12 protein-coding genes are annotated in these 19,987 nt (G+C 38.2%); all 12 read right to left on the bottom strand.

Annotated elements, in window-relative coordinates; genetic code table 11:
* Positions 1-24: 24 nt before the first annotated feature.
* The 12 genes from BK581_RS15820 to putP all read right to left on the bottom strand — a co-directional run bounded on the left by BK581_RS15820 (position 25) and on the right by putP (position 19,929).
* Positions 25-1,701: an ABC transporter substrate-binding protein gene (locus BK581_RS15820; RefSeq protein ID WP_078579074.1), complete on the bottom strand. Its 1,677-nt coding sequence runs from the start codon at positions 1,699-1,701 to the stop codon at positions 25-27.
* A 136-nt stretch (positions 1,702-1,837) separates the two neighbouring features.
* The gene (locus BK581_RS15815; RefSeq protein ID WP_078579073.1) at positions 1,838-2,827 is read right to left on the bottom strand and encodes an ABC transporter ATP-binding protein; all 990 of its coding nucleotides are present in this window, start codon (positions 2,825-2,827) and stop codon (positions 1,838-1,840) included.
* Positions 2,828-3,046: 219 nt separating this feature from the next.
* Positions 3,047-4,042, bottom strand: a complete 996-nt coding sequence (locus tag BK581_RS15810) for an ABC transporter ATP-binding protein (RefSeq protein WP_078579072.1) — start codon at positions 4,040-4,042, stop codon at positions 3,047-3,049.
* Positions 4,043-4,789: 747 nt separating this feature from the next.
* Positions 4,790-5,047, bottom strand: a complete 258-nt coding sequence (locus tag BK581_RS15805) for a hypothetical protein (protein WP_143709699.1) — start codon at positions 5,045-5,047, stop codon at positions 4,790-4,792.
* A gap of 599 nt (positions 5,048-5,646) precedes the next feature.
* Positions 5,647-7,704, bottom strand: coding sequence for a penicillin-binding transpeptidase domain-containing protein (locus tag BK581_RS15800; protein WP_169837757.1), 2,058 nt, complete (start codon positions 7,702-7,704; stop codon positions 5,647-5,649).
* A gap of 504 nt (positions 7,705-8,208) precedes the next feature.
* On the bottom strand, positions 8,209-8,358 hold the full coding sequence (locus BK581_RS20180) for a hypothetical protein (protein ID WP_169837755.1): 150 nt from the start codon (positions 8,356-8,358) through the stop codon (positions 8,209-8,211).
* A 70-nt stretch (positions 8,359-8,428) separates the two neighbouring features.
* Positions 8,429-8,944 carry a VanZ family protein gene (locus BK581_RS15795; RefSeq protein WP_078579069.1) on the bottom strand — a complete coding sequence of 172 codons (516 nt, stop codon included), beginning with the start codon at positions 8,942-8,944 and terminating at the stop codon, positions 8,429-8,431.
* A gap of 289 nt (positions 8,945-9,233) precedes the next feature.
* Positions 9,234-9,527 carry a hypothetical protein gene (locus BK581_RS15790; protein ID WP_078579068.1) on the bottom strand — a complete coding sequence of 98 codons (294 nt, stop codon included), beginning with the start codon at positions 9,525-9,527 and terminating at the stop codon, positions 9,234-9,236.
* Between the two features lie 719 nt (positions 9,528-10,246).
* Positions 10,247-13,966, bottom strand: a complete 3,720-nt coding sequence (locus BK581_RS15785) for an FN3 associated domain-containing protein (protein WP_169837753.1) — start codon at positions 13,964-13,966, stop codon at positions 10,247-10,249.
* A gap of 720 nt (positions 13,967-14,686) precedes the next feature.
* Complete coding sequence (locus BK581_RS15780; protein WP_078579066.1) at positions 14,687-16,510, bottom strand: sensor histidine kinase; 1,824 nt, start codon at positions 16,508-16,510, stop codon at positions 14,687-14,689.
* Positions 16,511-16,522: 12 nt separating this feature from the next.
* A complete protein-coding gene (locus BK581_RS15775) occupies positions 16,523-17,539 on the bottom strand; it encodes a BMP family ABC transporter substrate-binding protein (protein ID WP_078579065.1) in 1,017 nt (338 codons plus the stop codon).
* A gap of 902 nt (positions 17,540-18,441) precedes the next feature.
* Positions 18,442-19,929, bottom strand: a complete 1,488-nt coding sequence (putP, locus tag BK581_RS15770) for a sodium/proline symporter PutP (protein ID WP_078579064.1) — start codon at positions 19,927-19,929, stop codon at positions 18,442-18,444.
* Positions 19,930-19,987: the final 58 nt, after the last annotated feature.

Here is a 19,987-nt window from a genome sequence, read left to right as displayed (position 1 = left end):
AAACACGCGCTCTACTCATGCTTATCAGTCAGCTAAATACACATGTGTCAACACTTCATTTGTGGAAGGATGTGGAACATAATCTTTAACGCTATCACTACCAGCAAGAACAGGGGTAGAGTGAACTAACGGAATCATCGGCGCGTCCTCATGGATGATACTTTGTGCTTCTTCGTACAGATCCGCTCTTGTCTCCTCTTCCACTTGTCGCTTTGCTTCATTTAACAGTCGATCCACGTCATCATTTTGGTAAAAACTTCTATTCCCTCCTGGTATGGCATCTCCATGAAGAAGATTACTTAGAAAATAATCTGGATCACCATTTACCCCTGACCAGCCGAGCATAAATACGTCATGCTCCCCTTGCTCTGTCCGTTCTAAATAAGTCGCCCATTCCATCGTCACTATGTTCGCAGTCAGACCAATCTCCGAAAAATTCGCCTGCATAACTTCAGCTGCCTTTTCTGGATCGTGCATGTATGGTCTTGACACAGGCATCGTCCATAGGTCAAATTCGAAGCCATCTTCATAACCGGCCTCAGCTAATAGCTCTAGAGCACGTTCAGGATCATAAGCGTAAGGTTGAATATGATCGTTGTAACCGAGATATCCGGGTGGCACGGCATTTTTAGCAGGCTCTGCTAGACCAGCGTAAAGTGTCATAATTAACGTTTCTTTATCAATGGCATAATTTAGCGCTTGCCTAACAGCAGGGTCATTAAACGGCTCTTTATCCACGTGAAAACCTAAATATCCGACATTATTAGTTGCACCTTCAAATACTTGAATGCCCGCCTCCCCTTCAAGGACGGGAACATCATCTGGATTGAGTCCATCCATAATATCAATTTCTCCGGAACGAAGTGCTGTCAGCCGAGCGGCATTGTCTGGAATGACTTGAAAAATGACCTGATCAAGCTTCGGATAACCGTCCTGCCAATACGCTTCATTTTTCTCCAATACAATACGATCATCACGGCTCCAACTCACAAACTTAAATGGCCCAGTTCCCACAGGATTTTCATTAATTAATGGTCCATACTCTTCAAATGCAGCTGGGGAGGTAATAGCGAAATAGCTCATACCCATATTTTGCATAAAGGACCCCAATGGTTCTTTTAACACAAATTGAATTTCATAGTCATTTATGACGTTTATTTCCTCAATCACGTGGTCCTCGTCACCACTGAAGCCACCGAACTGTGTCCCATAAACGCTGTACGTATAACCTTCCTCGGCAAAGTGATACTCATGATTAGGGTCAGCCCATCGCTCAAAGTTTAGTTTCACGGCGTCAGCATTAAATGGTGTCCCATCATGAAACGTCACACCTTCCCTTAAATAGAACGTGTATTCCAATCCGCCCTCCTCCATATCCCAGTCTTCTGCGAGTCCTGGACCAATATCAAACGAATTATTATCAAATTCAATTAACGTCTCGTAAATTTGTGTTGTCACACGGGAAGACTCGCCATCTGTGACACTAGCATAATCAAGACTAACAGAATCTCCTCCTCGGGCGAAAATTAATGTTTGATCTGCAGAAAGTTCATTTCCTTCATTGTCTAAGTCATTGTGGTCGTTCACTTCATGGTCGTTACTGTCATTAGACTCCATCGTTACCTCATTGTCATTATTATTGCAACCCGTAACAAATAAACCAACTGATACCACTCCTATTAACGCGGCCAGACGTAACATCTTTTAGTCCCCTTTCAGTTTCTTTTTATAATATTTGTTGAACATCTCTCTCTGTTTAATCACGTTCTAAAAGCATTCTCGGTATGATTAGACTCGTTTTCCGGGTAAATACCGTACCGGTGGCAAAAAAAAAATTTTAATCGTTAGAAATCGTCTGACTGTCATACAGGTGACAGGCGACAAATCTATTTTCAGAAATTTCTTGAAATTCAGGTCGGACAGATTCACAAATAGGTATGCACGCTGGACACCTTGGATGGAATGCACAACCTCCTGGAGGATTGGATGGACTTGGCACTTCTCCTTGCAAAATAATCTGTTCACGTTTAGCGTCTAGGTCAGGATTTGGTATGGAAGAAAGTAATGATTGCGTATAGGGATGCAACGGCTCGTTGTAAAGGTGGTCATTACTTGTGAGCTCTACCATTCTTCCTAAATACATAACGCCAATTCGATGGCTGATGTGTTTTACCACACTGAGATCATGAGCAATAAAAATATATGTTAAATTAAATGCTTCACGGAGATCCTCCATCAGATTTAAGATTTGCGACTGGATGGACACGTCTAATGCTGAGACCGGCTCGTCGCACACAATTAGCTTCGGATTTACGACTAACGCTCTAGCAATACCGATCCTTTGTCGTTGTCCCCCACTAAATTGGTGAGGATAGCGTTTTCCTTGATCGTTTGATAAACCTACTACTTCTAACATCTCACTAACTCGCTTTCTTCTTTCTTTTGCATCTCCTATTCCATGAACAAGTAATGGTTCACCTATAATTTTTTCTACTTTATGACGTGGATTAAGGGAAGCGTATGGATCTTGGAAGATCATCTGCATATTGCGTCTCATGTATCGCATCTTTCGTGGTGAAAAGGACGTGACATCTCTCCCATCAAACACGATTTTTCCAGCGGTTGGCTCTATTAGCTTTAAGAGCGTTCTTCCCATCGTTGACTTTCCACAACCTGATTCCCCTACAATACCAAGGACTTCTCCTCTTTTAACACTAAACGAAACGTCATCCACAGCCTTTATTTCACCAGTTTTCCGAGCGAAAACACCTCCCCTTGTATCAAAACACTTTTTTAAATGTTGAACTTTGAGTAAAGGTTCAGACATTTTAAACGGCACCTACCTTTAGCTTGAGTAATAGCCTTGTCACTATTAGCTCTTCAATTCTATCGTTGCTGCTGTGTCACCCATTGTCTTTGTGTTCACTTACCATTCGCTCTTCTCCCACTGATTGATAGTTGAATAAATCGGAACATTACTGGCCGTTAGCTCCACCTAAATAGATGTCGCTCTCCTCTAATTGGAAGCGGGGAAATTGACAGACAGTTATCTTTGATAAAGAAAACAACGACACTGATGGTCATCTCCCAATGACAGAAGCTTCGGCTCATCCTTCAAACAGTCATCAAGCACTTCCTCACATCGTTCAGCAAACAAACATCCTTGGATGACAGAACCTGGTTTTGGAACGTTCCCAGGAATGGAATAGAGCCGTTTTTTCTTATCAGTTAATTTCGGTAATGATCGAATTAATCCCCTTGTGTAGGGATGTTTTGGTGCTTTAAGTATGTTCCTCACATCGCCTTGTTCTACTATTTTCCCAGCATACATAACAATGACCCGGTGGCATATATCTGCTACCACCCCTAAATCATGAGTAATAAATAATATAGCTGTTTTCTCTGTCTGATTTAACGTCTTCATGAGCGAAAGAATTTGAGCTTGGATCGTTACATCTAATGCGGTTGTCGGTTCATCTGCAATCAGGACTTCCGGATCACATGCCATCGCCATCGCAATCATGACTCGCTGCCTCATCCCTCCTGAAAGCTGGTGAGGATAATCATAAATAACTTCTTCCGCTCGAGGGATACCGACTAGTTTTAACATAGAAATAGCTTTTTGAATACGAGCGCTTTTCGACATCTGTTGATGATTCTTTATTGCTTCGGTTAATTGTGCGCCTATTGAGTACAGAGGATCAAGAGATGTCATTGGTTCTTGAAAAATCATTGCAATATCATTTCCTCGCATTTGCCTCATCCTACGCTTACTTAAATTAAGAAGATTTTCTGGCGTTTCTTCATCTGAATCTTTTTTACGAAACAAAATCTCCCCACCTTTGATTTGGCCAGGTGGCTGGGGGAGAAGTCCCATGATAGATAGTGATGTGACACTTTTCCCACATCCGGATTCACCAACAATGCCAAGTACTTCCCCTTGATGAATAGTAAAACTTACATCATTTACAGCCGGAACTGTGCCTCTATCCGTCACAAAATGCGTCTGCAAATGCTTAACTTCAATAACAGGCTTATCCAACCTTGATCCCCCTATGACCTTTTTATTTAGTAACCTCTATGACAATCTCCTGCTCGTACAGGTCTACTAGAAAACTATGATAATAACCTTATAAAAATACATCATTTCACTTGACTTCTTCAAAAAAATATATAAAGCGTTTACAATAAATAATGCATATTCATCTATCTGTTGGTCCCTCAATACATATATTTGTACACTTACAGATTAAATAATAAATTTACATGTTAGTTAACGATTTCTCATTATTTTAAATGTCATATTTGAATCAATTTCATAATACAAAGATTAGCTCCTACCTCAATAGATGACCCTATTCTATCTCTTTTGCATCAGGAGCTTTATGGACAGTTATCTTTGATAAGCCCTTTCTCATCATGAGCTGTCTTTCATGAAAGTCCATTGTACAAAACTGACAAAATATCGTTTAGTTATCATTGTTTGATTTTTCTGCTGAACATCCGTTCACTTAATAAGACAAAAAAACAGATATCTCAGAAGAGACATCTTGTTTTATCAGGGTAAAGTTAATCGCTCAATCAACGAGTAAGGTATCAGATTGCTTCAACTGCTACACATATTAGTGTTAAGCATCGATATCCTTCACTTCACTACACCTATTTTTTTCTAAATAAAAACGCCGTACCTTTCATCGTGTTATAAACGAACCAAACACTCAAGGAGGCGTTTTTATTATATGAGGTTAGAATCATGATAATTGTTTATCAGCCATTCCATGACAAAGTATTAGTGTAATTTAATGCAGTCACCTTTATCACAGAAGTCCAATGTTTTTCCATCAAACATCCATAAATCATCTTCTTTAACAAAGAAACGTACGCCGTTTACAACTGTTTTCCAATCTGATTCTTCAGATGTCTCTTTTTCTACACCTAAGAAAAAGCCTTCAGCTCCTCTTACAAATAAACGAACCTCTTCTTCAGCTTGCACCTCCATATCCATTTTATAAATGTTTGCTGCTCGTTCTGTAATTTGTAACATCATGTATGCCTCCTCTAATTATATGTGATGTATTTCACAATAAAACTTAAAAATGATTTGTCGTAGGTTAACACTATAACGAGATTGTTTTGTGAACTTTTTCACTAAGTTGATAGTTATAATATAAATTAATTTAGCAAAAAATACAATAGAGTTCACAGAAGCGTCAATTTACATAATTTGGATTTATGGAAATTTGGGTGTCTCCCGTTCCTTTTATGGCCTGCTAAACTTTATCGTAACAACAAAAGCCATCCATCTGACAAAAGCTTTCGGAGGGGAATGAGAAGGATGGAAAAAATAAAAAATGTAAGATTGATGAGGAACTAGTCTGAGAATTTTTAAAGCTAATTTTAGTTTCATTTTTAGTAAAGTTACAAAGAGAAAGTTAAAAATGAGTGAATGTTTGTCTCCATGGCAGTGAACTTGAAAAAGGAGATCACCCGGAGCAGTTAATGAAAAATGATAAAAGGCCCAACTTTAAAAGGTTCCACCATCATTTTTTTGATAGTTAGAACCTTTTAAAGGATAATTTTTTCAGTTAGATTTGCCCCAGCCTTTGTTTATTATATTTAAGCACCGTTACGGCATAGGAAAAATCTTTATTCATTAATGGCTGTCCAGAACGCGTTAGTTAAATCTACCACGTACCCACTTCCACCTTTATCTTCCACATTTTGAATCATGAGGGTTGTTAATAAATCTTTATTTTCGTAGTCATAGCTAACATACCAGCCTATTTCTTCTCCATTTTCAGCTGTTTGCGCTTCTTTCATTTCTGCGGTACCCGTCTTTCCTGCCAATGAGCGACTATGTCCTGGATTTTCCCGGTGAGCTGTCCCCATTTCATCTTCCACAACACTTATCAATGTCTCATGGAGAACCAGTGCCGTATCCGCTGCCACTACTGGAGTAGCTCCCGATTGCTCACTCCCTTCCCTTTCCTCTCTTTCTTGGATTAAAATTGGCTGAATCATTTTTCCCTCATTAAGCATAATCGTATAAAGAGCCGTTAAATGCACAGGACTCATTTGAATTTCTCCCTGTCCGTAGCCTGAATCAGCAAGTAGTATTTCATTTTCGAGATCATGATTGGCAATGGTCGATGAATCAACGGGAAAATTAAATACAAACCCTTCATCTTCAAAACCAACCTCCTCAGCCCAAGCCATAAACCTGTCTTTTCCTAAATCAAGTGCTTGTCTAGCAAAATAAATGTTATCAGATAATGCCATAGCAGTTTGTAGATCCACATCAGTTTCCTGAGAATTTACGCGTGTAATTTTATAGCCTCCCCAGCTATCATCCGGCTGCCATTGACTTCCTTCTATTGTTAAAAATTCTTCTGGATCAAGTGTTCCTTCTTCAATCCCTGCCATTGCCGTAAACGGTTTAAAAACTGAACCAGGAGTATAGGTGCGTTGAAAACGCCGTTCGAATAGAGTATCTGTCTCTACCAAATCTTCTGCCCTTGGATCCGGCAATTGTAAATATCTTAAATTCGGGTCAAAGGACGGGAGGCTAAGCAACACTAGTGTCTCTCCCGTGAGGGGATCAATTACAATTGCTGAACCGGAGTCTTCACTCATAATATGTGCCATCTTTTCCTGAAGCTCTATGTCGATTGTTAGATAAATATCTTCACCATCTACTGGATCAGAATTTATTAACCGATCTCGTAAATCTCCTTCTTTAGTAATAATAGATATTGTCACGCCAGCTGATCCTCTCAGCTCATCTTCATACAGTAGCTCAATGCCATTTTTTCCGATTTCTGATGAAGAGGAGTATCCTCCCCCCTCTACTTCTTCTAATTCTTCTGCACTAATAGGTCCGATATGGCCCACTAAATGGCCCGTCATCTCACCATAAGGATATTCTCGTCCTTCAATGCGATTTAGGAGAACCCCAGGAATATCTAATAATTCCTCCACCCTATCATCACTCAAAGCTATCGTTTGCACCGGAGCAAACCAATCTGGATTATCTGGGTAACGTGACGCCATATCAATAATCTTTTCTTCCTCTAATTCTAACACTGACGCAAATTGTTCTGCGGAAGCTTCAAGGTCATCCGAACTTTCAGGAACGATACCGGCTTCATATATCTCACCATTGATCGCTAATTCTCGTCCTTCTCTGTCGAATACTCTCCCCCGATTAGGTTGCACAATATCTACGCTTATCTGATCATGAGGGTCTTCCATTCCCATCATTAGATGGGATGGCTCCCACGTCACTTCCCATCTAGACTTTTCATTCTCCTCTTCAACTTTTACTAAACGAATATTCGTTGTATAAGCCATAGTCCCAGCCACAGAGTTCATTTCTATTGTGACGGGATATTCCGCTTCTGTTAAATCGTCTAAATCGCTATTCTCTTCCTTATAATCAACTGGTTCATACATCGTCTCAATCGTTGTTATCTCCAAATCTCCATAAATCTTCTCGTACCTGTCAGTAAACTCCCAATCATAAGTTGCGATCTCTTCTTTACTCGCATCACTTAGTAATTCATGCATTTCCGAAAAAACGAGTTCATGCCATGCTTCTAAATAAACATCTAATGTCTCCTCAGGATGGGGTGGTTCTTCATTTTTACAAGCAGTTAATACTGAGACAACTGTCAACAATCCTATTATGAATTTTGTCCTTATCACAGTAAACACCTTCCAATTTTAAGTGAGTGCAACTTTATAAAAAATACTTCATATTAGTAGTATAAATTTTTCAACATTTTTCTCAAAAATAAAGAAAATATTCCCCATTCTCACAAATCTTCGTGTAAATAACTTTATTCACTAGCGATGCAGTGTTCTAGAAAACTGCTAAACAGAGAATAATTTTCCGGAAGCTTTATATGTAGAATCTCCTAGTTGTAGAATGATCGATCACGTTATCCAATGGCATCATCTTACTACACAAACGTATGAGGCCATTCTCCTAACCATTGTATAAGTTACTAGCATTTCGGCTTATAATTTAAACTTTTTCTTCTAAAATAAGAGCTTATGATCGATAGCTATTTTATAATATATCCTATATCTTAAAATGATGCCTATTTTAATAATTTCCATTGAATTGATGATAATGTACCTTTTCTTTATCGCTTATGTTGGTCATTTATCCCCTCTTCCCCGAAACGGAACCTTTGTATGTCACATTTATGGGGTAAAGAAGCTTACAACACTCTCACTCCACAAATCGTGTCCATCTTCTGTCGGCAACTGATGATCACATTCATTTCCGTATTCTATTAAATCAGCGCCTACAAAACTAGCAAGGCCATCTAACCATTTTTTCATTAATTTCATATTATCTGTTTCACATTCAGCTAAAAAGATCTATGTTATAAAAGTATACAAGATAAAAAACACCATCACACTACATTTCAGGAAATCTCTTCCTTTTTTTCTTAATTACCTTCAAGATCTTCACCCATAGGATGACGCCCAGCATTCCTCCTAAAAAGTTAAGAATAACATCCTCTACCATTCCTGATCTTCCTGGATTCAATGCTTGACGGTACTCGTCAAGCGCACTATAAAGGACCACAAAAACTAAAGCTAATAAGCTTGAGTAGACGACATGTTTAAAAAAATATGAAAATACACGATAGCTTAAAATAGCTAGAATACCAAAAGTGACTAAATGAGCACCTTTTCTTATGAAAAACTCGACAAATTCAGCAGGAGACCTCGTGTCTAAGCTGACGAGAGAGTCTCCATAATAAAAGGAAACCCAGCCAAAGTAAGAAGAAACAAAAGATAGGTTAGTGTCTAATAACATTGGTTCCACTGTCTGCTCTTCAAACGTTTGAGAGGAGGAATAGTATATTAACCCCATCCATCCTAAAAGAGGTATTAAATGATACAAAATAAATTTATAGCGCTCCTTCATCAATAAACGCTCCCTTTTATGTTATATAAATAGATATCTTTTACTCAATTCTGTTAGGAGACAATTCATTCTGATATTCTCGAAGTAATCATGGACTTCACCTACTAAAAGAGGGCAACCTCTCAATAAGGCACCCTCATTTCTCATAGTCTATCTCTTAATGAGATAATATTGCTTGCTACCCTCGATTTCAGTAGTTCTAAGCATGTTGGTTACAGTTTTAAGTCCCTTGCTCTCGTCTATTATCATCCTTAGTGTGTATACGAAGATTGCTGATTATGCCATTGAGTTAGCCAGCATGCACATTTACCTTTTCCAACATGTTTTCATTAACCTTAATATACAGGTGAGATTGCAATAGGTCACTTGTTTCCAATTTGATATTTACTAGTTCAAAATAGCAAAATTCATCAAGCGTTGTCTCTGCTATTTTTTCATATTGAGTTGGGACTCGTTCAAGATATAATTCTAATTTATTGCCTTCAGCTAGACCTTCTCCGTTAGCTAAACCGGCGATTGTCAAAAAACCATCCTCATTTACTTGTGAACAAACCGTTAATTCGGCTGATAACGTTTTGAGCATGAAGTCATCATCCTTTCTCTTACCCCTATGAAAAAGTTAAGCCGGTACCTCCCAGCAAAACTTATCGGTTATTTATTATAGCAGGCAATATTTTTAAAAGAAACAGACTTTGTATTTATATTCACTAAAACATCACTATGTTCAAATGATGTGTCACAAACTATCCCTCAGCTAAATTGGATTAAATGGGTCCTATAATTTGTTGAGACATATCATTAAAACACATAAAACTAATTAGAATCAACGTAGACTTATGACACTGACTAATAAAGAAAGCTAATAATTCCTTAGAAAAATCATCAGTTATCTCATGTAAAGGATAGTAAAGCTCTCGTACATAAAAATATGAGGTGTCAATTAACAATGTAGGTAATAGTTATAATCGAGAAACACATTGACTACCATTAAATTCCATAATGCTACAAATAAGCCTCCTCACCCTTCAATAGCGCTACATGCTATTATGACAAGATAAAATTATTCAGCCATGCATGTTATATCCTTTCCCACCTCACGTTAATCCATTATGATAGTACAGGAAATACAACAATTAACGGCTTATGATTCGTACCACAACAAACCATGTTAATCATTTCCATTTTCATTTAAGAGGTTCTCAAGTATCTGCTATACTCTCATTAAAAGTAAATGTCCTGCCATACAAGGCAGGACAAACATCATTGTTATAAAGGTTACACATCGTTCTCAATAAAATAACGTTAGTTTTTCTTGGTCACTATAACTTCATCAATTAGCAGATGTTCCCCACCCGTTTCACGAATGGAAAAAATTAATTCTGCCTCTCCATGACCAGGTGCCTCATAGTCCCATGTGATGTTTTGCCACTCATCATTCTCAACTAACGTATACTGTGAATAAGAGCTGTAGTTATTACCGTGATAACCCGGTGCATACATACCATTTCTAATTTCACCGTTTCCTTTAACCTTGAAACTTATTTCGTATGACGCTCCTTCTTCAATCCCGTAAGCATGGGAGGTAAATCGGTTATGGGTACTGCTCTCATTTATTAATTGTACAGAGTAATCCCCTGTATAAGCCTCATCAGACTTGGCGATTCTTGACCGTGCAATATTTGAAGCATCTCCAAACCACTTATTCGGCAGATTACCTTCCCACTCCTCAAATGACCCATTCATTATTTCAGCTAAAGGAGTTGTTTCACCAACAATAACAGTGAGTTGCTTCACAGCTGTATTTCCAGCCTTATCTGACACCGTGTATCGGACTTCATACGTTCCAGCTTCAGACATATCCACATTTGAGGTTACCTCTATGCAGTCTGTTAAATCACCATCAACATCGTCAACGGCTGTTACTTCCGGCAGAACAAACTCATCGCCTACCGCTAACCGAATGACTGGATCGCTATTAAGCTCATCTTTCGCAAAGATAATCTCAGGCGGTATAACATCACCCATATCGTAATCAGGGTCAATATTCGGTATCTCTAGCTGCACTATCATTGGATCATGATCGCTGGCACGCCCATGCGCCTCCATAAATTGAGAATTAATCGTCATAATATCTGTTTTTAATCCCGCTTGTAAATGCTCGGAAACGAGAATGGAATCTAACGACTGGGAACTGCCATTATAATTGTAAGTAAACTGCTGTTCTCTTGGCAGTTCATAAATGGTATTGTAAAGCATGTCATTACCTTCAAGTATTTGAAGAGGTGGCGACCATGGAAAATCATTAAAATCCCCTAGTACAACCACATTGGCATCTTCATCGTAGCTTTTTAACTCTGACACAAAATCGTGGATAATTTCAGCTATGTCCTGTCGCTGATCTCGACTCCCTTGTACCGGTGGTTGTTCCATTCCAAAAGGAGCATCATCGCCACGCTTGGAATTCCAATGATTCCCTATTACATACACAGATTCTCCTTTAAAAATAAATTCAGTCATTAAAGGCTTCCTAGACGATGTAAATGCATCATTCGTTGGTTCAATTAAACCTGACACATAATTTAAGTCTCCATTCTCGTCAATTTTAATAGCATCCGTAGGACCACCAATATCACCCTCGGCAATATGAACGCGATCCGTGCGATAAATATGGCCTACCCGAATATTTCCACCAGGGATACCTCCATCATTTCCATCAACCGGTGCCACATCGGTATAGGCATATTCAGGTCCCCCTTGAGCAGCAATTTCATCAATGAGTGTTTGATAGCTTTCACTTGCATCCGTATTTCCACTATCCACATCACCATCATTATCCATCACTTCAACGAGTGTAATAATATCAGGTGCACCTAGTTCATTCGCCATGGAATTTGCCAGTCGTTCCGTTTTTTCTTCAGGTACCCCGGGATAATAATTTTCCACATTATAAGTAGCCACAGTTAACTTATCTTCTTCAAAAGCTATCGTTGTCTCTTCTCTCCGCTCGGCATCCCCTTCTTGAAGATCCGGTAACGGGCCTACTGGTTGTATTTTGTAATTTCCGTAGTTATAGCCCACAACCCCTTCTATACTCTCTGCAAAAAAATCACCTGTCTTTGCAACCATATTTCTTGGGACATTCATGAACATAACTTCCGTATTTAACTCCTGTTCCGTTAAATAAACACCGCCATCTTCTGTCCGATTATCAAGACCCCATTCCTCAGATATGATGGTCACTTCATTATATTTCTGTGGGCCTGTGACAGTTATCTGTCCAGGGATTTCAATTAGCATCCCTTCTAAACTTTCGTAAAAATCAAGAGCATTAGCAGTGGCATCGAACATTTCTGGATCATTGATATCATAATTTTCTGGGTCCGCTAATAACACATCAGGTATGTCTCTATCTTCACCAATGATTACTGGGTCAGGTAAAGAGTTATCGCTAGATACCACATCAATGAAAGATCCGACAATTTGGGTGGTCGTTAAATCATGATTATCGTCAAAACCCTGCTCTTCATACTCAATTACTTGACCATCTACAAGGACCGAATCACCTTCTGAAACGTCATGACCTGGTCGATACACATAAATGCCTTCAGAGGTGTTCACATCACCATCAGATTCCTCGCTTTGCATGTAAAAACCGTTATTTCGTGTATAAGTCACAATACCAGGCACTTCACGCACTATCATATTTTCATAAGGAGAAACGTGACTCGTTCCTTGAATATCATAAATATTCAAGGTGCCGGCTTCAGGGAGAATCGTATATTCAAAAGTAGTCACAACACTATCTGAAAGCCCTTTTTTAACAGCAAACGCTTTTATAGTAACATCTTCTGTGACATCAATAGGTTCTTCATATTGCGTACTATTAATAGTTGGATCAGATCCATCCGTTGTATAATATATTTCTGCTTCGTCGGTAAATGTACTTAAGCGCACGGTAGACCCTGCCACAACTTCAGAAGAGTTTGGAGTTGCTCTTACTGGTTGCACAACAGTAATATCTTCAATCAAATCCTCATCAAAGCGTGGCATTAATTTCGATTCGTAAAAATGGTAATTGACGACTCCTATTATATAGTCATAGTCGGTTTCTTCCTGTACGTTTGCTGCCGATCCAAGCACGATGAATTCTCCAGTCTCATCCGTTGCCTTGTAATCATCGAAATCTCTTAATTCAGTCACACTAGCTTGTTCAACCATGACAAGCTGGGCTTCAATCATCTCACCATTCTCTTGAAAATCTTCTGCACTCACAAGCTTTGGTGTTGGAAGTCCGACCTGCTGCTCAACAACCTCTGAATTCCCCACACTAATAAGCAATTGAAGCATATCTCTAAAATGGTCTAACTCACCTGTCACTTTTATTTTATCCCCAATATCATATAAAGATCCTAAACCAGGACCTCTCAGCAAGATGCCGGCAGACTCATCCTGAACAAACATATTTGTTTGTCCACCCGTTTCAAAGTGAGCTGTTACCACACCCTCAGTCGTATAAGTGGATCCAACCTCTCCATCCCTAACTTCCTCAATGGACATAGTTTTTTCAATTTCTGTATAATCAAATTCAAGATTGACATTGTTAGCTTTTATCGTTCCAATTTCACCTAACAAATCATCATTGGTATGCACGACTGTTACGTGTGAACGATCCTCTTCAGAAACATAATAATCTGTTATATCTGGCTCAATCACGTCGTCATTGTCCAAATGAAATGACACACTTACTAATCTTTCGATTGGCAACCCTTTTGGATATGTTTTATCAAAATCAATTACAAAACTTGTAGAGTCAATATCAATGAGGTCCTCTACATGTCGTTTAGGTCCTTGTTTCCCCCCGTGAGTCGTGTTTACTGCTGCTTCACTCACTAAGTAATCGCTAGTCGTGCTTTCCACAAAACCACTATACCCTTTAACTGACGGTACAAAGGATGTTGCTACTAAAAAAAATGCCATACTCGCTGTGATTAATCGACGGACCTGTTTAAAACGATCTTTCATGCCTCTAGCCTCCTTAAAATAGTGATAATGACCTGCTTTTATCTTTATTTTCCAGAGCGCTTTCATTATAATCTGTATCAGTTATTACCGTAAACATAGGATAAATTTAATTATTCATCATACACATCTATTTTCATAGGAATAATGACTCTCTTATGCTAAATAAGAAAAACTAATAGATGATAGGACTAAGTTTAACAAGATAAGAAACTGCAACTCGATTTCTTGACACAGTATAATGGTTCTTTTTTATGGTAAATAAAGGGGATCTCTCTTGTTTAATAAAAGTTTTCCATGTCTATTTAGATTCTTTCCCTTCTAATTAGGTCTAAATACCCAAATGTATCCATAGCAGTCAGACGTATAACCAAAAATAGATCTAACGTCCAAAGTCGATTGTCATGATTCTTATTTTAACCATATTAAAAAATGACTTCTATTTTAAAAGGGTAGAATATGTTATTCATATATCATTATTCAGGTCACGGTGACAAACTTCTCAAATACTTTCATCCTTAAAACAAAAGCTTTTTTCCCTTACTAAGAGCTTGAAGGATACCTCGAAGAACAAAGAGACTAGTTATATAACTTAATAATGCGATAAAATGCCCCTTTAATCCGGACATTAGTACCCGCCTGAAGTGAAGGTCACTCTCATCATTTGAATTCTCTCCTTGCGATGCAGGAAAAAGACTTGGGACATAGTCCTAAGCCTTTTAATTACATTATTCTCTTTTTGTGATAAGGGATAGGGAGAGTTATTTTGAAACAAGTCCCCTTTTCTGAGGAGGAAACAAGAGTTAGTTTTCCATTATGAGTATCCATTATGCGTTGAGCAATGGTCAACCCGAGACCTGTGCCACTATCCTTAGATGTTAAGAAGGGGCTAAATATATTCTTTTGCAATTTTTCTGGAATTCCAGGGCCGGTATCCTCGATATAAATATGATAGTTCCCTTCATCTGCATCACTATGGATAGTGACTTCTCCCTTACCTGCCATCGCTTCAATACTATTTCTTATTAGATTATGGAATACTTGTTTAATTTGTTCCGCATCCATATAGAGTGGAATTCGCTCAATGGATAGTTCAAAAATGACATCCTCATGACCGAGAGAATCGTTGATAAGTGGAAGGATGTCGTTAATAATATCTTCTAGAAAAGTGATTTCCATTTTTGGCGCGCTCGGTTTTGTCAGCATCAGCATCTCTTCAATAATAACATTAATTCTCTCGAGTTCTTTAATTAACAAAGGAATATGAAATTGTTCGCGTTCCTTTTTTGATAATGACTTATTCATTAATGATAAGAAACCATCTATCACAGCTAATGGGTTTCGGATTTCATGAGCAGCACCTGCTGAGAGCTCCCCCACAAGAGCTAATTTTTCAGTTTGCTGAATTTTTTTCTCAAGCTCTTCTGTTTCTGTAATATCTAAAAAGTAAAAGACCTTCCCAATGACGTCATCCTGACAATCTTTTAGTTCAGACTGGGAGACGAGAAAATAATAGTCACCTTCCTTAGAATAAAAAGGTATTTTAATATTTTGATAAATTTCTGGTGAGGAAACCATATGCCAAAAAGCTTTATTCTCTGTAAAAATACCTTGCTTTATAATGTCTAGAATCGCCTCACTATCGTTACCCAAAAACTTTTTTGCTGTTTCATTTAACGATAGTTCTTCTGTCTTTTTTTCGTATGTGACAATACCTAATGGCAAGGAGTTTAAAATTTGCTCATGGTAAACTTTATCGTTAATAATCGTGTTAAACGACTCTTTTAAGCGAAGAGACATTTTATTGATCGAAGACGTTAGTGACTGAAGTTCAATCTGCCCACGGTTTTCAAGTAATAAGCCGTAATCTCCACTCGCAATCTGATCAAGCTTTCCTTCAATTTCATCTACCGGTTTTGTAAGTCCGGCACTTATTCGATATGAGGCTATAATGCCGACTAAAATTGCTAACGTCATAATCATCAAAAATAGCCAAAGCGCTTCATTAATAATGGAGGACACCCTATCAGTGTGTCCTTCTAGCGAAACTATGACGTCATCTCTTTTAAGAGTGATCATCGACTGTAGGTCTTCTAATTGTGGTAAATAACCTTCTTCTACAAGATTGGCCGCCGCTGAATAATCGTTATACTCAATTAATCCCCTCACATTGTTCGTAATAGTGAAGTCAAGTAAATCAATATCACGCTTTAATGAATGAAGTGACTCAGGAACCTCACCGTGAGCGTCACTCACTTTTTCTTCGGACTCACTCTGATGTCTTTCATACGTTTCTAAAAAACCACAACAAAAGTCTGTATTTAATGCTGTCTCAATGATATATTCCTTAGACATCAATTCTTGTTCCCAATGAGATAGCCAAAAATGTTCAGGTAAACTATTGTTACTAAGATCATCACTAATTCGATTCATCTCTTGTAATGATTGAATAACGATGATGGAAAAACTACCTAAAAATATCGTAATGATCAGGAGAACAGACAATATTTTACTTCTGAACGTCATTTTACTAAACCATTCTTTCATGTCTTTCTCCCCTCAATCTTCTTCAAACAATAGTTGTCCTGCATTAAATTTTTCAATTTCTCTCATGATATAATCAACTTCTTCGTGAGAGAACATCGGACCCAAAGGTGCAAGTTGATAAACACCATCTTCCTCAGTTAATTCGTTAACCCCTGCTGTAATTCCTGTTTCGCTAAAATAATCATTCATAATAGCTATATATGCTTCACTTACATTGTTAAGAAGGCTTGTCAACACAAGGTCTTTCGCCATATACGATTGGTCATCTAGATATCCAATAATATAGACGCCTTTCTTTTTCGCATATTCAATGACGTCTTGATTAAATGCATTCCCTTTGGAATAAATGACATCGACATCTTTTTGCAGTAATTGTTCCATAAGCTCCACAGCTTTTTTTCCATCATCTCGACTGTTTACTACTTGTGTATGAACTTCCACCTCTGGTGCATAATGAGCTAAACCTTGTTGAAATTTAGAATGTCTTTTATCTTCTTTTGTAGATTCAAGCACCCCAATTTGTTTAGTTTCAGATTTCATAGAGGCTGCTAGAGCTATAAAATATTCTAAGTTTCTTTGATCATACGTGTACACAGCCTGATTTTTGTGTTTGCCCATTCCATGAAGCGTGACAAAAAAAACGTCAGGGTACTTCTCAGCTAAATGAGTGAATGTCTCGGAAAATTCCCTTCCGTGACCGATAAATAAGGTCGCCCCTTCTTTAATCAGTTCTTCTGTTGCCTCTAACATCCGGTCTTGTGTATTTAAATCACTGACTAATACAGTGGAAATATCAAATTCTTCTTCAATTTTAAGTTGGCCTCTATAAGCAAGACTTCCCCAACTTTGATCTCTTATCTCATCAGAAGTTAGTATGGCTACTTTCTGCATAGATGAATCTTCTATTTCGTCACTATTCTTCCCAAATAATATATCGCTAGATTGATAGAGCATGACAAAAATAAGCACAGCAGCCACGCATAAAGAAAAGATTAATATGTTTTTAGGCTGACTGTCTATTTTACTCATGAACACTATCCCCTTTTTATAGAGCTAGATAATTATTAATGAAAAAGGTAACATACTTTATCCTAATAGCCATATCACAATCTGCTGTGTCATTAAATGTGTGATGCACGAAATCTCTGCACGTGTAGAGGGGATCATAGATCACACGTTCTTAACTTCTCAAATTAGCCTCTTCACAATAATGTCTTTAAGCCTATATGTGGATATCATCTTACTCTAAATACATGATTAAGAACTAGTTCTATCTTACATAAATTTATTTTGAAGGTCTACACATTTAACCATCACTTTCTAGTTATTTCGACAAAATACGACTAAAACTTTAATTATTCTTCTAAAACAGCTATAAATAGTCGGAAATATAATAAAGAGGCTTATTATAGGAGGTGTTGTAGCCGTGATAAAAAGAACCTCCAATCAGTGGGCACTTTCGTTCTTCTCCCACTGGTTGGTAGTTGAGTTAATCATGTGATAAATCGCTGGATTAGAATGCTTTGCACGAGAGGTAATGCATGATTTATAAGCGTTACAACGGATGTTTTCAGCGAATAATAGTAACCTTAATGAGGAGAAGGTTAGCAAACTCACTTGCAACGCTTTGGTTGTATCGTTATTGCCACACATTATGACTCATTCTCACTACTAATGGACGCTTTGCGTGGAACTCGTCTTCAATTCATTCTGCCTTTGCAAAGCTCAGCCATAATGGATTTTCAGACTTCGCTTTTTTCCACAGGTGTCACCACTTTCGTTCAAATTCTCTGTTTCTAATGACGAACATTTTATATAATAATCGTTATATGAGCGTGACATTGCATTATGACTTTCACCCATCCATTTAAGACATTATAAAAACAGATCGTCTCTTTCTATTCCCAAGACGATCCGTTTTTATAAGATTTTTATAATCGCTTCTTATCCATTTCTCTCGCACGATCAAATGTTTTTGTGATTTCAGGTGACGGTGGTGCACTAAAATAGCTAAATAAAATAATCATGATGGAAGAAATGAAAAACCCTACGACTAATTCATATAGTGAGAAAAAGCCTGTTTCTGCTTTCAAAAAAGTAATCCATATAAACACGGCTCCTCCTCCAGAAATCATTCCTGCTAGAGCCCCATTTCGTGTCATTCGCTTCCAAAAAAGTGAGAATAGAATGAGAGGTCCAAATGTCGCTCCTAGACCAGCCCAAGCATTCGCCACAAGATCTAAGACGGTACTGTCAGGATTTTGTGCCAATATAAGTGCAATAATCGCAATAACTAAGACGCCTATTCGTCCTACAAGGACAAGTTCCTTATCACTTGCATTTTTTCGAATGATTCCTTTGTAAAAATCTTCTGCAAGTGCTGATGAGGAGACAAGTAGTTGCGAATCAATCGTACTCATAATAGCAGCTAATACAGCGGCAAGTAATATACCAGCTACGATTGGATGAAATAATACTTGTGTGAAAGCAATAAAGACCGTTTCTGGATTTTCAAGTGGTTGGTCAGCAAAATAAGCAATCCCTACAAGACCAGTCATAACTGCCCCAAACATAGAAAGGAGCACCCATGAGATACCAATAGCTTTTGCTTTAGGTATCTCTTTCATTGATCGAATCGCCATGAAGCGAACGATAATATGAGGTTGACCAAAGTAGCCAAGTCCCCAACCTAATAAGGAAATAATCCCTATGGCACCGACCCCTCCCATTAAATTAAGGTTGTCTGGATCCATGCTTCTTATTTGCTCAAAGGTTGCACCAAAGCCGCCGTAATCTACAATAGCCACAATCGGTATAACGATAAGAGCTAAAAACATTAAGATGCCTTGAACGAAATCTGTCCAACTTACAGCAAGAAAGCCTCCCATAAACGTATAACCAATAATGACGAGAGCGCCAATCCACAACGCCAACCCTTGATCTAGTCCAAATGAGTTCTCAAATAATATAGCACCTCCCACTAATCCAGCGGATGTATAAAACGTAAAGAAAATTAAGATGAGCAATGCCGATACGATGCGTAACGATTGAGACTTATCAGCAAATCTATTCTCAAAAAAGTCCGGTAGTGTAATGGCGTCATTCGCTAATTCTGTATAAGCTCTCAGACGTCCCGCTACAAATTGCCAGTTGATAAATGCTCCGATTCCCAATCCAATAGCAATCCACGCTTCAACAAGCCCACCTGCATAAAGTGCGCCGGGAAGCCCAAGCAATAGCCAGCTACTCATATCTGATGCCCCAGCGGACAATGCTGCTACCCCTGCTCCAAGCTTCCGTCCTCCTAGTACATAATCTGATAAATTCGTTGTCAATCGGTAGGCGATTACCCCTAACGCCATCATAGCCACGAGATATACGATGAAAGTAATAATAATTGGTGTTAAATTTTCTACCATATGAGTTTAGCCCCTCTCCTTTTAGTCTGGCTGTTTATGCCTCTCTTCAAAGTTCTGA

This window comes from Salipaludibacillus agaradhaerens (assembly GCF_002019735.1).
GTDB lineage: Bacteria > Bacillota > Bacilli > Bacillales > Salisediminibacteriaceae > Salipaludibacillus > Salipaludibacillus agaradhaerens.
The sequence above is the reverse complement of the archived record's forward strand: the minus strand, read 5'-3'. Positions and strand labels throughout refer to the sequence as shown.